Source organism: Streptomyces yatensis, assembly GCF_018069625.1.
Lineage (GTDB): Bacteria > Actinomycetota > Actinomycetes > Streptomycetales > Streptomycetaceae > Streptomyces > Streptomyces yatensis.
Genome location: NZ_CP072941.1, coordinates 4,559,424 through 4,572,292, shown reverse-complemented (window position 1 = coordinate 4,572,292; position 12,869 = coordinate 4,559,424). Strand labels below are relative to the sequence as shown.

Here is a 12,869-nt window from a genome sequence, read left to right as displayed (position 1 = left end):
GCATCATGCCCCGGATTCGTGTTTCGGGATGCCCTGACGTAGACTGACACGTCGGCTCACGCATGCCCTCCCGCATGTGGCGAGCCGATCAAGGTAGCCGATCCCGAAAGCAGGACATGGCCAAGAAGCAAGGCGCCATCGAAATCGAGGGCACCGTGATCGAGTCTCTGCCGAACGCGATGTTCAAGGTGGAGCTTCAGAACGGTCACAAGGTCCTCGCGCACATCAGCGGCAAGATGCGCATGCACTACATCCGCATCCTGCCCGATGACCGGGTCGTGGTGGAGCTGTCTCCGTACGACCTCACGCGCGGACGGATCGTCTACCGCTACAAGTAGATCTCACGACCCGGAGAACCTCACACCATGAAGGTCAAGCCGAGCGTCAAGAAGATCTGCGACAAGTGCAAGGTGATCCGCCGCCACGGCCGGGTCATGGTCATTTGCGACAACCTGCGCCACAAGCAGCGCCAGGGCTGACGCACACCGGCCGGATATCCTGCACCACTCGCAGCATCTTCGCGCGACGTCATAACTTTGCGTACATACGCAGTCACCCGTTCCCGCCTCGCGGGGACGACACCCCCGGTCGGAGGCCGGGGACCCGGTATCCGTGCGAACGGTGGCCGGGAGCGGTGCTGCGGAAGACCTCCGACAACCATCTGGAGCCAGATTCATGGCACGCCTCGCAGGCGTTGATCTCCCGCGCGAAAAGCGCGTCGAGGTCGCCCTCACCTACGTCTTCGGCATCGGTCGCACCCTTGCCCAGCAGACGCTCGCCAACACCGGTGTGAACCCGGACACCCGCGTTCGTGACCTGGGCGAAGAAGACCTGGTCAAGATCCGCGAGTACGTGGACAACAACATCAAGACCGAGGGTGACCTCCGTCGCGAGATCCAGGCCGACATCCGCCGCAAGGTCGAGATCGGCTGCTACCAGGGTCTGCGCCACCGCCGCGGCCTTCCGGTCCACGGCCAGCGCACCAGCACCAACGCCCGCACCCGCAAGGGCCCGCGTCGCGCGATCGCCGGTAAGAAGAAGCCGGGCAAGAAGTAGTCCGCACCGGACGCTGTCAAGCGGTCCGAGCTGTAGGACCGACCACCTCCACGGGAGATTTCAGGAATGCCTCCGAAGAGCAGGACGGCCGGCGCCAAGAAGGTGCGCCGCAAGGAGAAGAAGAACGTCGCCCACGGGCACGCTCACATCAAGAGCACGTTCAACAACACCATCGTCTCGATCACGGACCCGACCGGGAATGTGATCTCTTGGGCCTCTGCCGGCCACGTCGGCTTCAAGGGCTCGCGCAAGTCCACTCCGTTCGCCGCGCAGATGGCCGCCGAGTCGGCCGCCCGCCGCGCGCAGGAGCACGGCATGCGCAAGGTCGACGTGTTCGTCAAGGGTCCGGGCTCCGGCCGTGAGACCGCGATCCGCTCGCTCCAGGCCACCGGCCTGGAGGTGGGTTCGATCCAGGACGTCACTCCGACTCCGCACAACGGATGCCGCCCGCCCAAGCGTCGGCGCGTCTGACCGGCTGAAGTAGGAGACAACAAAAACAATGGCGCGTTACACCGGGGCCGACTGCAAGCGTTGCCGTCGGGAGAAGCAGAAGCTCTTCCTCAAGGGGAGCAAGTGCGAGAGCGCGAAGTGCCCGATCGAGATCCGTCCTTACCCCCCGGGTGAGCACGGTCGCGGGCGCACCAAGGACAGCGAGTACCTGCTGCAGCTCCGTGAGAAGCAGAAGGCGACCCGCATCTACGGCGTCCTTGAGAAGCAGTTCCGTGGCTACTACGCGGAGGCGAACAAGAAGTCCGGCAAGACCGGTGAGAACTTGCTTCGCATCCTCGAGACCCGCCTCGACAACGTGGTCTACCGGGCCGGCTTCGCCAAGTCCCGCGACCACGCCCGTCAGCTGGTCCGCCACGGCCACATCAACGTGAACGGCCGCAAGACCGACATTCCGTCGGCCCGCGTCACCGTGAACGACATCATCGAGGTCCGCACGAAGTCCCGGACCCTGACCCCCTTCCAGGTGGCTCAGGCCGAGGCGGGCGAGCGCACGGTGCCGGCGTGGCTGGAGGCCATTCCGTCGCAGCTGCGGATCCTCGTGCACTCCATGCCCGAGCGCCAGGTGATCGACACCCAGGTGCAGGAGCAGCTGATCGTCGAGCTCTACTCCAAGTAGTAGACCGCTGGACGATACGGGCGGTACGGAGCCGTTTGGCCCGTACCGCCCGTACCATTGAAGGGTTCGGCGTCAAATAGCGGGCGCCGAAGACTGGAGGCAAACCCATGCTGATCGCTCAGCGTCCCTCGTTGACCGAAGAGGTCGTCGACGAGTTCCGCTCCCGGTTCGTGATCGAGCCGCTGGAGCCGGGCTTCGGCTACACCCTCGGAAACTCCCTGCGTCGTACGCTCCTCTCCTCGATCCCCGGTGCGGCCGTCACCAGCATCCGGATCGACGGGGTCCTGCACGAGTTCACCACCGTGCCGGGCGTCAAGGAGGACGTCACCGACCTGATCCTCAACATCAAGCAGCTGGTCGTCTCCTCGGAGCACGACGAGCCGGTCGTGATGTACCTGCGCAAGCAGGGCCCGGGTCTGGTCACCGCCGCCGACATCGCCCCGCCGGCCGGTGTCGAGGTGCACAACCCCGACCTGGTCCTGGCCACGCTGAACGGCAAGGGCAAGCTGGAGATGGAGCTCACGGTCGAGCGTGGCCGCGGTTACGTCTCCGCCGTGCAGAACAAGCAGGTCGGCCAGGAGATCGGCCGGATCCCGGTCGACTCGATCTACTCGCCGGTGCTCAAGGTCACCTACAAGGTCGAGGCGACCCGTGTCGAGCAGCGCACCGACTTCGACAAGCTGATCGTCGACGTCGAGACCAAGCAGGCCATGCGGCCGCGTGACGCCATGGCGTCGGCCGGTAAGACCCTGGTCGAGCTGTTCGGCCTGGCCCGCGAGCTGAACGTGGACGCCGAGGGCATCGACATGGGCCCGTCCCCGACGGACGCCGCCCTGGCCGCCGATCTGGCGCTGCCGATCGAGGAGCTCGAGCTCACCGTCCGCTCGTACAACTGCCTCAAGCGCGAGGGCATCCACTCCGTGGGTGAGCTCGTGGCGCGGTCCGAGGCGGACCTGCTCGACATCCGGAACTTCGGCGCCAAGTCGATCGACGAGGTCAAGGCGAAGCTGGCCGGTATGGGCCTGGCGCTCAAGGACAGCCCGCCCGGATTCGACCCGACCGCCGCGGCGGACGCCTTCGGCGCCGATGACGACGCGGATGCCGGTTTCGTCGAGACCGAGCAGTACTAGAGACCTGCCGGTCCGCTGTGGCTGAGGCGTTGTCCTCAGCCACCGGACGGGCTGGATTTTGTTCACTGACACCGGTACCTCATACGGCCGGTGCAGACATCTAGGAGAGACACATGCCGAAGCCCGCCAAGGGCGCCCGTCTGGGCGGCAGCGCTGCGCACGAGCGGCTCCTGCTGGCGAACCTCGCCACCGCGCTGTTCGAGCACGGCCGGATCACCACCACCGAGGCGAAGGCCCGCCGCCTGCGCCCGGTCGCGGAGAAGCTGGTCACCAAGGCGAAGAAGGGCGACCTTCACAACCGCCGTCTGGTGCTCCAGACCATCCGCGACAAGAGCGTCGTGCACACCCTCTTCACCGAGATCGGCCCGCGCTACGAGAACCGGCCGGGTGGCTACACCCGTATCACCAAGATCGGCAACCGTCGTGGCGACAACGCCCCGATGGCGGTCATCGAGCTGGTCGAGGCGCTGACCGTGCAGCAGGAGGCGGTCGGCGAGGCCGAGGCCGCCACCAAGCGCACCGCCAAGGACGCCGCCGGTGACACGGCCGCCGCGAACCTCAAGAAGGACGAGGCCACCGAGGCCCCGGCCGCCGAGGCCGAGGCGACTGAGGCTCCGGCCACGGAGGAGTCGAAGGACGCCTGAGGCGTCGCTCCGGCTTTCGTTGTCACGGACGGGCCCGCCCCCAGAACCTGGGAGCGGGCCCGTTCCGCGTGGAGAGGAACGACCCAGTGAGTGACGAGGCGGCCCCCGGTTTCGTACGGGTCCGGCTGGATCTGAGTTACGACGGCAAGGACTTCTCGGGCTGGGCCAGGCAGCGCGAGCGGCGCACCGTGCAGGGCGAGCTGGAGAGCGCGCTGCGGACGGTGACGCGCTCCTCGGAGACCTTCGAGCTGACCGTCGCGGGCCGCACCGACGCGGGGGTCCATGCCCGCGGCCAGGTGGCCCATGTGGATCTGCCCGAGGCGCTGTGGGCCGAGCACCGGGACAGGCTGCTGCGGCGGCTCGCCGGCCGGCTGCCCCATGACGTACGGGTCTGGAAGGTCGAGCAGGCCCCGCCCGGGTTCAACGCCCGCTTCTCCGCGATCTGGCGGCGCTATGCCTACCGGGTCACCGACCACCCCGGCGGGGTCGATCCGCTGCTGCGCGGCCATGTGCTGTGGCATGACTGGCCGCTGGACGTGGCCGCCATGAACGCGGCCTCCGAACGGCTCCTGGGCGAGCACGACTTCGCCGCGTACTGCAAGAAGCGCGACGGCGCCACCACCATCCGCACCCTCCAGCGGCTGGACTGGGTGCGCGGGGCGGACGGGGTCATCACGGCGACGGTGCGGGCGGACGCCTTCTGCCACAACATGGTGCGTTCGCTGGTGGGCGCCCTGCTCTTCGTCGGCGACGGCCACCGTCCCTCGGACTGGCCGGCCAAGGTGCTCGCCGCGGGGGTGCGCGACTCCGCCGTCCATGTCGTCCGACCCCATGGCCTGACCCTGGAGGAGGTCGGCTATCCGGCCGATGACCAACTCGCCGCCCGTAACCGGGAGTCCCGCAACAAGCGCTCCCTGCCGGGTGCGACGGCGATCGGTTCCGGCTGCTGCTGATATCGGCGGGTGTGGGCGGTCGATCTTTGGGTACTCGCCACGAGCCTCGTGTGCCGAGGACTGGGCGGGTGAGTCAAGGCGGCGGGGCTACCGGCATGATGCGACTTCCGGGGCCTCCGGAAGATCGATAAAATCTGCCAACCGACAACGGTCGCAGACCGCGAAGGGATCCGCGTGAGTACCAGCGAGGCCGCTGTACGAGAGCGCCTGACCAGGGCTCTTCAGGAGCGCGATGAGGAAATCGCCGATCGCTGGGTCGAGCTGCAGATGGAGCAGGCCCTGCTTGACACCGACATCGGCGAGGCCGAACTGCGCGAGGAGGCCGACGCCTTGATCGAGGCGCTGGTTCCGGGCCTGCAGAGCGGTGTGCCGGTGGACCGGGTGGTGACCTCCACCCCGGGGCTGCACGAGGCCGTGGTGGGGCTGTCGATGCGCCGGGCGCGGGCGGGGGCCACGCCGACGGCGACCTCGCTGGCGGTGCTCGCGCTCAAGGAGGCGCTGCTCAAGGCGGTGCAGCGGGACACTCGGGACGCCGAGGAGCTGTTCGCCTCGGCCGTCTTCATGAACCGGCTGCTGGATGTGGCCGGGGCGCTGTCCTTCGAGACGTATGTGGAGGGCCGGGAGGAGATCATCCGCCGGCAGAGCCAGCAGTTGATGGAGCAGTCGACACCGGTGGTGCGGCTGTGGCGGCAGGTGCTGGCGGTGCCGCTGATCGGCACGCTGGACACCGCCCGGACCCAGGTGGTGATGGAGAATCTGCTCCAGGCCATCCAGGACCATGAGGCGCTGGTCGCGATCATCGACATCACGGGTGTGCCGACGGTGGACACCGCCGTCGCCCAGCATCTGATGCAGACCGTGAACGCGGTGCGGCTGATGGGCGCGGACTGCGTGATCAGCGGGGTCCGTCCCTCGATCGCCCAGACCATCGCCCAGCTCGGCATCGATCTGTCCACCATCCTCACGCGGGCGACCCTGGCCGACGCGCTGGCCGCCGCGATCAAGATGATCGACGGGCCCGGTCCCGACGGTGACGAAGGAGATGGTCGGTGAACGGTCATCGCTCACCCGGCGTTCCGATTCTGCGACTGGGAGATGTCCTGGTCACGGGGCTGCTCAATGAACTCGACGATCGGACCGCCATCGCCTTCACCGAGGAGCTCACCGAGCGGATCTCGGCCGAGGGCGCCCGTGGGGTGCTCATCGACATCTCCCGGCTGGAGGTCATCGACTCCTTCGTGGCCCGGACGCTGATGGAGCTGACCACGGTGGCCCGGCTGCTGGGGGCCCGGGTGATCGTGGCCGGGATGCGACCGCCGGTGGCGATCACCCTGGTCGAACTGGGGATCGAACTGGTCGGTGTGGAGACCGCACTCAATCCGGAGCAGGGGCTGGCCGCGCTGGGGTGGCGTCAGGCCGAGCAGCCCCTGGAAGGGGCCCGACGTGGCACTGCCCGGTGAATCCACCCTCGCCTCCCACGGGCCCAAGCGGCCCGCGCGGGCGGAGAGCCGGCGCCTGCCCGCGCCGGCCACCTATCCGGTGCGCACGGAGGAGGACCTGCTGACGGTCCGCCACGCGGTGCGCGCGGCCACCATCGAGGTGGGCTTCGGCCTGGTGGACCAGACCCGTGTGGTCACGGCCGCCAGCGAGCTCGCCCGTAACGCCTATGTCCACGGGGGCGGCGGCACCGTCACCCTCGACTATCCGCGCGAGCCCTCCGGACGGCGGGGGCTGCGGCTGACCGTCAAGGACGAGGGGCCGGGCATCGCGGACCTCGAGGCGGCGCTCACCGACGGCTTCACCACCGGCTCGGGCCTGGGCCACGGGCTGGGCGGCGCCCGGCGGCTGATGGACGAGTTCACCGTGCGCACCGGCCCGGGTGAGGGCACCGTCGTGGTCGTCACCCGCTGGGCGGTCCGGTGACCCGTCCCTTCACGGTGCCCACCGCCCAGGTGCGCGTCGACCACCACAGCGCCGTGCATCTGGCCGCCGAGACGGCGCGTGCGGTGGCCCGGGAGTGCGAGCTGCCGGGGGCGCTGCCCGATCAGGCGGCGGTGATCGCCTCGGAGCTGGCGACCAACCTGGACAAGCACGCCAGCGACGGCACGCTCTACGTCCAGCCGCTGCCGCTGGGGCACGGGGTGGAGATCCTCGCCGCCGACCGCGGCCCCGGTATGCACGACCCCGAGCGCTGTCTGGCCGACGGCTACACCACCTCCGGAACGCTGGGGGTCGGGCTCGGCGCCGTCAAGAGGATGGCGACCCACTTCACCATGCGCAGCGCCGATGGCACCGACGCGGGCACCTGGGCCTGCGCCCGCCTGACCGCGCCGGGCGAGCAGCGGCCGGAGTGGCGGGGGGTGGGCGCGATCTGCCTGCCCGCCGAGGGGGAGGAGGGCTGTGGCGACGCCCGCGGGATCGTCGACACGGACGCCGCCCGCACCGCGGTCGTCCTCGACGGCCTCGGCCACGGCCGCGCGGCCGAGGAGGCGGCCCAGGCGGCGCTGCGGACCTTCCACACCGACCCCGACCGGCCGCTGCCGGAGGTGCTCACCCGGATGAACCGGGCCCTGCGGCACACCCGCGGGGCCGCCGTGGGGCTGCTGCGGCTGCACGCCGACCGCGCCGACTACTGCGGCATCGGCAACATCCGCGCCCTCGCCCTGACCCCGGGCGGGGTCGAACACCGGCTGACCGGACAGCCCGGGATCGTCGGCTGGGGCATGCCCACCCCGCGCGTACACGGCTTCCCGCTGTCCCAGGGCGCCACGGCGGTGCTGCACAGCGACGGTATAGACGCCCGCTGGGCGCTGGACCCGCCCCCGTCCGTGCTCCGTCTTCCGCCGTCCCTGCTGTCCGCCGCACTCGCCCATGGACATCGCCGCGTCCGCGACGACGCCACGGTGCTCGCGGCCAGGTCTCCCCTAAGGCTTCCATGACGACGAGGAACCTCACCTGCGCCACGACGGCCGCGCTCAGCCGGGCCGTTCGGGCGCTGGCCCGGGAGCACGCCCTGGACCCGGAGGTCCGGGGGCGCCTTGTGCTGTCCGCTGCCGAGGCCGCCGGGGAGGCGCTGCGCGCCGGGCGTCAGACCGTCCTGGAGTGGGCGTACGACCCGGACGCCGGGCGGCTCACGGTGGTGCTGCGGACGCCGGGCGATACGGGCCCGTCGTCGGCGGAGCTGCCGATGGCGCCCGAGGCGGTGACCGGGGACGAGGTGGTCTGGCGGCTCCCGGCGGGCCCGCCGGTGGACGCCGCGGAAGGGGCGCCCGGCGAGGAGGCCCTGGCCGCCGAGGAGTTGCGCGCCGTGCTGGCCGCCGCCGACGCGCTCACCGCCGAGCACCGCCGCCTCAAGGACGAACTCGAGGAGACCAACAGCGGGGTGCTCGCGCTCTACGTCCAGCTCGACGAGCGGGACAAGCAGTTGCGCACCGCGCACGGCCAGACCCTGCGGGAGCTGGAGGACGCGCTGCGCCCGCCGCTCATCAAGGCCGACGGTCTCGAACTCGCCGTGCACTACGAACCGGCCGGCACCGACGCGCCGACCGGCGGGGATCTGTACGACTGGTTCGTGCTGCCCGACGGCACCGTCCACATCACCATCGTGGACGCGCTGGGCCATGGGGTGACCAGTACGCGCAGCGCGCTCAACGTCACCCACGCGGTGCGCACCCTGGCCCTGGAGGGCCACCGCCTCCAGTCGATCGTGGCCCGCACCGACGAGATCCTGCACCCCTTCGACCGGGCCGTGATGGCCACCGTGCTGCTCGCCCGGATCGATCCGGTCACCGGTGAGCTGTGGCTGGCCAACGGGAGCCATCCGCCGGCGCTCCTGCTGCGCCGCGACGGCACGGCCCGGTATCTAGAGGCCCGGGGGCGCGGGATCGGCTTTCCGCTGCCCGGGAGCGAGACCCCGCTGACCGAGCGGCTGGCCCCCGGGGACCTCCTCCTGCTCTACACCGACGGGCTCACCGAGAGCCGCCGGGACCCGATCGAGGGCGAGAGGCGCCTGATCGAGGCCGCGCACAAGCATCTGCAGAGCCCGATCGAGGAGGTCCCCGGCGCCATCGCGGAGGATATGCACACGGTGATCCTGCATCCGGATGACACCCTCGCACTGGCGGTGCGGCTCACCGGTCAGTGATCGGCGGCCGGGCCGAGGCGCTGTCGCGGGATACGGCCCTGCTGACGATCCCGCTGACGGGGGACCGGGGGCGGGAGCGGGCGCTCGTCGTGCGGCTGTGCGCGCACGAGTTGCTCGAACAGGGGGCGCGCCGCGACCAGCGCCTCCCGCATCCGCTCGGTGGCGGCATCGGCGGCCTGGGCGGCCTCGCTGTCGTGTACCTGTGCCGCCATGGCGTGCAGTCGGCGGTAGCCGTCGATCTCCCCGGGGTGACGGATGGACAGCGCGTCCATCCGCTTGTCGTCGGACTCGGCCGGATAGCCGCGGTCGACGGCCAAGGCGCCCAGCAGCCGGTCGGCTTCGCGCAGCGCCCACCCGGGGGAATCCACGAATCGCTCCTGCAGGCCCGCCCACCGCGCCGCGTACTGCTCCCTGGCTTCCGAGGGCAGGCTTCGGACCGGCAGTTCGCCCTTGCGGCCCTGCCGGACCGAGGGGGCGATCACAAGGCCGGCCATGGCGGCCAGGGCCGCCACCAGGATGATGAGCGTGACTGTTGACATCGCTGTGCCTTCCGCAGAGTTTCCCTCGCTCGAGGCTGGTATCACCGAGTGTTACCGGTGATCTCCGCGGCAAACACCGCACCTATGACTCGCCTCCCTCAATTGTCTGTGTTGGGGGAGATGATGGTGAGGTCGCCGGTGCGGGTGAGGTGGGGTCGGACACCGTGGGTGACCGGGAAGAGGTCCGTTTTGTCGCGGTCCACAATGTCGCCCACGATGCGGCCGATCGGGATCGGAGTCTCGGACCCGGCGGACTTATGGAGCGTCAGGGTCCAGGCCGCGGCGCCCTCGTCGTCCGTACGGGCCCGCTGGATCCGCTCGTACGGGACGGTGAAGCGGAACCGACCGCCGTCCAGCGCCGTGACGCCGGTGAGGAACGGGCGGGCCGGGCCGCGGGACGGGGTGGCCACCGCGGTCGGGGTGGCGCCGGGCCCGAAGCGCGCCCCGTACAGGGTGCCTTCGACGGCGAGCCCCTCGGCGTCCATGCGGATCACCCGGGCCTCGGCGTGGACCGGGCGCCGCCAGGCGCGCAGCGCGAGATAGCCGTCGACGGTGGAGTAGGGGATCCACCAGGCGAAGGGCGAGCCGGGCAGCGGCTCCAGGTCCAACAGCCCGCGCCCTTCGGCGAAGCGGCAGCCGACCCGGCGGCGGACGCCGTCGGAGCGGCGGACCACATGCAGATCCCAGCGGCCCTCGGCGAGATCGAGCGTCGCGCGGTCGAGCGTGGCCGTCCAGGGCGCGGACGGCGTGAGGCTCGCCGGGGGCAGCAGCGGAACGCGGAGCGGAGGCTCGTCGCTCTTGCGGCGGGTGACGGTCAGTTCGAGTTCGCCGCCGCGCACCTCGGCGGGCTCCACCAGCACCGACAGATTGCCCTCGGCGGTGACCCGGCAGGACGCGATGGGCCGCAGCGGCCTGCGGACGAGCTGCTTGACCGCGCCCTTGAGGGTGACGGTCAGCGGCGTCCCGGCCGCCCGGGCGCGCAGCGGCGCGACCGTACGGCGCCGGTGGGCCGGGGGCTCGGTGCCGCGGGCGGTGTGGAGTTCCTCGATGAGCCGTTCGTAGGCGGCCGCCACGCGCTCGGGGGCGTACCGCCGCGCCGAGACGCGGGCCGCCTCGCCCATGGAGCGGCGCAGTTCGCCGTCCTCGATCAGGGTCAGCAGCCCCTTGGCGATCCCGTCGGCGTCGCCGGGCGGCACCAGCAGCCCGTCCCGGCCGTCGGTGATGATCTCGCCCGGTCCGTGCGGGCAGTCGGTGGCGACCACGGGCACCCCGCAGTGCATCGCCTCGACGATCGTCATGCCGAAGGACTCCTCGCGGGAGGTGACGGCGGCGATCGCGCCCTTGGCCCATTCGGTCTCGATGGGGGAGTGGGCGCCCATCAGGGTGATCTGGCCGGCCAGCCCGAGCCCGTCGATCTGGCGGCGCAGCGCGGGAAGTTGGGGGCCGCGGCCGTAGATGCGCAACCGCCAGTCGGGGTGTTTGGCGGCGACCGTCTCCCAGGCGGCCACCAGCAGGTCGTAGCGCTTGACCGGGATCAGCCGGCCCGCGGCGACGACCAGTTTGGCGCGGCCGTCGGAGGGCTCGATCCCGGTGGCGGGCACCCCGTTGGGCAGGGCGGTCAGCCGGGTGGTGATACCGGGGAGGTGGGCCCGGTGGGTGGCCGCGTCGGCCTCGGAGACCGAGGTGTACGCGTCCAGATGGGGTATCGCGGCGTCGCAGGCGGCGCGGAGCTCGGCGCGGTGGGTGCCGTAGAGGCGGTGCTCCTGGCCGATCCGCAGAAAGCGGCCGGTGCGGCCGAGCGCGGCGAGGTAGATCACCAGGCCGGGGCGGGTGGCGATGACGACATCGGCGTCGGTGCGGTCGAGGTAGCCGGCGACGCGTTCATCGGTGAGGGCGTTGAAGTTGGTGGTGCCCCTGGCCTCGGCGTCCGGGATATGTGCGCTGGGCCGCGAGAGCAGCGGATGGCCGAGATCGCCCGCCCGGGCTCCGTCCTCGTGGGGGCGCAGGTCGATCAGGGGTCTGAGCCGCACGGCGGGGTGGAGGGGGAGGTTCGGGGTGTCGATGGTGCGGATCAGGGAGACGATCTCCACGGTGTGGTGAGCGGCGAGTGCCCCGGCCACATTGAAGGTCGACCGGATGGTGCCACCGATGCCATAGGCGTTGTGGAGCAGGAAAGAAATCTTCACGGTGATGTACGCCCGGCGCAGCCGATCCGCCGCGGCGTGCCCTCCCCTCCGAGGTCGTGCTGTGTTCTGGTTCCGAACCAGGCTGCATTACGCCGATATGGGGCTGGTGTGATGCCGGTATGGAGCCAGTAAGGACCGATCGGTCCGTAAGACTGGTCTGGGCTCCGAAGGTTGCTTATGCGCATGGTGATATGGGATCCACCACATTCGGGAAAGGGAGTACAACCCTCCCGGTGTTCTGGGAGTCTGCGGGGTGTCCGTGCGGTGGCCGTACGGGTCCGATAACGACCAGGGGTGGACAGAGAAATGAACGAGTCCGGTGCGAAGCGGACCATGGGCGCGGCCATCGCGGCGGTGGCGGCGCTGGGGCTGATGACCGGATGCGGCAGCGACTCCGGCGACGGCACGTCCGACGGCGCCAAGCAGGATGACAAGCCCGCGAGCACCGCCCCGGCCGCGAAGCCGCTGTCCGCGCCCGCCCTGGAGCGGGCCACCCTGACCAAGGGTGAGGTCAAGGGGATCGAAGTCCAGAAGATGACGGACAAGGAGGTCAGCGAGGGCGGCTCGTCCAAGTCCGCGAAGGCCGAGTGCCAGCCGCTGGCCGCGCTGATGGGCACCAGCTACGACCCGGCGCCCAAGGCCAGCGTCCACCGCGCCTACGCCACCGACCTCACCAAGGCGAAGGTCGGCGGCGCCGGCCTGATCCGCATCTCCTCCTACGGACCGGGCGACGCCGAGCGGACGATCAAGGACCTGCGCGAGGCGGTGACCGCCTGCCGGGGCGGCTTCCCGGCCGAGGACGGCACCGGGGCGAAGGCGGACGTCACGAAGGTGACACCGCTCGACGCGCCGAAGCGCGGGGATGAGGGGGTTGCGTTCAGCCTGCATGACGCGGGCAAGGAGAACGCCGTCATCAAGTTCACGGTGGTGCGGACGGGGCCGCAGGTGACGGTGTTCTTCGGGGTCAACATCGCGGACCCCGCGAAGTCCGAGATCCCGGCCGCGCTGGTGGACGCCCAGGTGACGAAGGTGGAAAAGGCCGCGCGGGGCGCCGCGTCATAGCGAGCCGGGTCCCCCGGCGGGGGACCCGC

Annotated in this window: 16 protein-coding genes; 14 read left to right on the top strand and 2 right to left on the bottom strand. The window is 70.6% G+C overall.

The window, feature by feature from the left end; translation table 11 throughout:
• Window positions 1–116: 116 nt before the first annotated feature.
• The 13 genes from infA (at window position 117) to J8403_RS18760 (ending at window position 9,053) form a co-directional block, all read left to right on the top strand.
• The gene (gene infA, locus J8403_RS18820; RefSeq protein WP_003956442.1) at window positions 117–338 is read left to right on the top strand and encodes a translation initiation factor IF-1; all 222 of its coding nucleotides are present in this window, start codon (window positions 117–119) and stop codon (window positions 336–338) included.
• A 27-nt stretch (window positions 339–365) separates the two neighbouring features.
• Window positions 366–479 carry a 50S ribosomal protein L36 gene (gene rpmJ, locus J8403_RS18815; protein WP_003956441.1) on the top strand — a complete coding sequence of 38 codons (114 nt, stop codon included), beginning with the start codon at window positions 366–368 and terminating at the stop codon, window positions 477–479.
• 196 nt (window positions 480–675) lie between these two features.
• Window positions 676–1,056, top strand: coding sequence for a 30S ribosomal protein S13 (gene rpsM, locus J8403_RS18810; RefSeq protein ID WP_014054183.1), 381 nt, complete (start codon window positions 676–678; stop codon window positions 1,054–1,056).
• 66 nt (window positions 1,057–1,122) lie between these two features.
• Complete coding sequence (gene rpsK / locus J8403_RS18805) at window positions 1,123–1,527, top strand: 30S ribosomal protein S11 (protein WP_009715860.1); 405 nt, start codon at window positions 1,123–1,125, stop codon at window positions 1,525–1,527.
• Between the two features lie 28 nt (window positions 1,528–1,555).
• Window positions 1,556–2,182, top strand: coding sequence for a 30S ribosomal protein S4 (gene rpsD / locus J8403_RS18800; protein WP_059148963.1), 627 nt, complete (start codon window positions 1,556–1,558; stop codon window positions 2,180–2,182).
• 107 nt (window positions 2,183–2,289) lie between these two features.
• Window positions 2,290–3,312, top strand: a complete 1,023-nt coding sequence (locus J8403_RS18795) for a DNA-directed RNA polymerase subunit alpha (RefSeq protein WP_009715858.1) — start codon at window positions 2,290–2,292, stop codon at window positions 3,310–3,312.
• Between the two features lie 113 nt (window positions 3,313–3,425).
• Entirely contained in the window at window positions 3,426–3,956 is a 531-nt protein-coding gene (gene rplQ / locus J8403_RS18790) for a 50S ribosomal protein L17 (RefSeq protein ID WP_211124223.1), read from the top strand.
• 86 nt (window positions 3,957–4,042) lie between these two features.
• Entirely contained in the window at window positions 4,043–4,909 is an 867-nt protein-coding gene (gene truA / locus J8403_RS18785; protein ID WP_211124222.1) for a tRNA pseudouridine(38-40) synthase TruA, read from the top strand.
• A gap of 174 nt (window positions 4,910–5,083) precedes the next feature.
• Window positions 5,084–5,962 (top strand): STAS domain-containing protein, encoded by an 879-nt coding sequence (locus J8403_RS18780; protein WP_211124221.1) that lies wholly within the window; start codon window positions 5,084–5,086, stop codon window positions 5,960–5,962.
• Complete coding sequence (locus J8403_RS18775; RefSeq protein ID WP_211124220.1) at window positions 5,959–6,369, top strand: STAS domain-containing protein; 411 nt, start codon at window positions 5,959–5,961, stop codon at window positions 6,367–6,369. The genes J8403_RS18780 and J8403_RS18775 overlap by 4 nt, the downstream gene beginning before the upstream one ends.
• Window positions 6,370–6,424: 55 nt before the next feature.
• On the top strand, window positions 6,425–6,832 hold the full coding sequence (locus tag J8403_RS18770) for an ATP-binding protein (protein ID WP_246586350.1): 408 nt from the start codon (window positions 6,425–6,427) through the stop codon (window positions 6,830–6,832).
• The gene (locus J8403_RS18765; protein WP_211124218.1) at window positions 6,829–7,848 is read left to right on the top strand and encodes a SpoIIE family protein phosphatase; all 1,020 of its coding nucleotides are present in this window, start codon (window positions 6,829–6,831) and stop codon (window positions 7,846–7,848) included. The genes J8403_RS18770 and J8403_RS18765 overlap by 4 nt, the downstream gene beginning before the upstream one ends.
• A complete protein-coding gene (locus J8403_RS18760; protein ID WP_211124217.1) occupies window positions 7,845–9,053 on the top strand; it encodes a PP2C family protein-serine/threonine phosphatase in 1,209 nt (402 codons plus the stop codon). The genes J8403_RS18765 and J8403_RS18760 overlap by 4 nt, the downstream gene beginning before the upstream one ends.
• On the opposite strand, the gene J8403_RS18755 is transcribed toward J8403_RS18760, so the two are convergent.
• Both J8403_RS18755 and J8403_RS18750 read right to left on the bottom strand, forming a co-directional pair.
• Window positions 9,047–9,592 (bottom strand): hypothetical protein, encoded by a 546-nt coding sequence (locus tag J8403_RS18755; RefSeq protein WP_211124216.1) that lies wholly within the window; start codon window positions 9,590–9,592, stop codon window positions 9,047–9,049. The genes J8403_RS18760 and J8403_RS18755 overlap by 7 nt on opposite strands.
• Window positions 9,593–9,690: 98 nt before the next feature.
• On the bottom strand, window positions 9,691–11,778 hold the full coding sequence (locus J8403_RS18750) for a glycosyltransferase family 4 protein (RefSeq protein ID WP_211124215.1): 2,088 nt from the start codon (window positions 11,776–11,778) through the stop codon (window positions 9,691–9,693).
• A gap of 306 nt (window positions 11,779–12,084) precedes the next feature.
• On the opposite strand from J8403_RS18750, the gene J8403_RS18745 reads away from it, so the two are divergent.
• A complete protein-coding gene (locus J8403_RS18745) occupies window positions 12,085–12,840 on the top strand; it encodes a hypothetical protein (RefSeq protein ID WP_211124214.1) in 756 nt (251 codons plus the stop codon).
• Window positions 12,841–12,869 lie beyond the last annotated feature (29 nt).

Excerpts from the sequence above, each read along its gene's own strand:
- rpmJ (WP_003956441.1), top strand. The coding sequence starts at position 366 with ATGAAGGTCAAGCCGAGCGTCAAGAAGATCTGCGACAAGTGCAAGGTG.
- J8403_RS18795 (WP_009715858.1), top strand. The coding sequence starts at position 2,290 with ATGCTGATCGCTCAGCGTCCCTCGTTGACCGAAGAGGTCGTCGACGAG.
- rplQ (WP_211124223.1), top strand. The coding sequence starts at position 3,426 with ATGCCGAAGCCCGCCAAGGGCGCCCGTCTGGGCGGCAGCGCTGCGCAC.
- J8403_RS18745 (WP_211124214.1), top strand. The coding sequence starts at position 12,085 with ATGAACGAGTCCGGTGCGAAGCGGACCATGGGCGCGGCCATCGCGGCG.
- infA (WP_003956442.1), top strand. The coding sequence starts at position 117 with ATGGCCAAGAAGCAAGGCGCCATCGAAATCGAGGGCACCGTGATCGAG.
- rpsD (WP_059148963.1), top strand. The coding sequence starts at position 1,556 with ATGGCGCGTTACACCGGGGCCGACTGCAAGCGTTGCCGTCGGGAGAAG.
- rpsK (WP_009715860.1), top strand. The coding sequence starts at position 1,123 with ATGCCTCCGAAGAGCAGGACGGCCGGCGCCAAGAAGGTGCGCCGCAAG.
- J8403_RS18760 (WP_211124217.1), top strand. The coding sequence starts at position 7,845 with ATGACGACGAGGAACCTCACCTGCGCCACGACGGCCGCGCTCAGCCGG.
- J8403_RS18755 (WP_211124216.1), bottom strand. The coding sequence starts at position 9,592 with ATGTCAACAGTCACGCTCATCATCCTGGTGGCGGCCCTGGCCGCCATG.
- rpsM (WP_014054183.1), top strand. The coding sequence starts at position 676 with ATGGCACGCCTCGCAGGCGTTGATCTCCCGCGCGAAAAGCGCGTCGAG.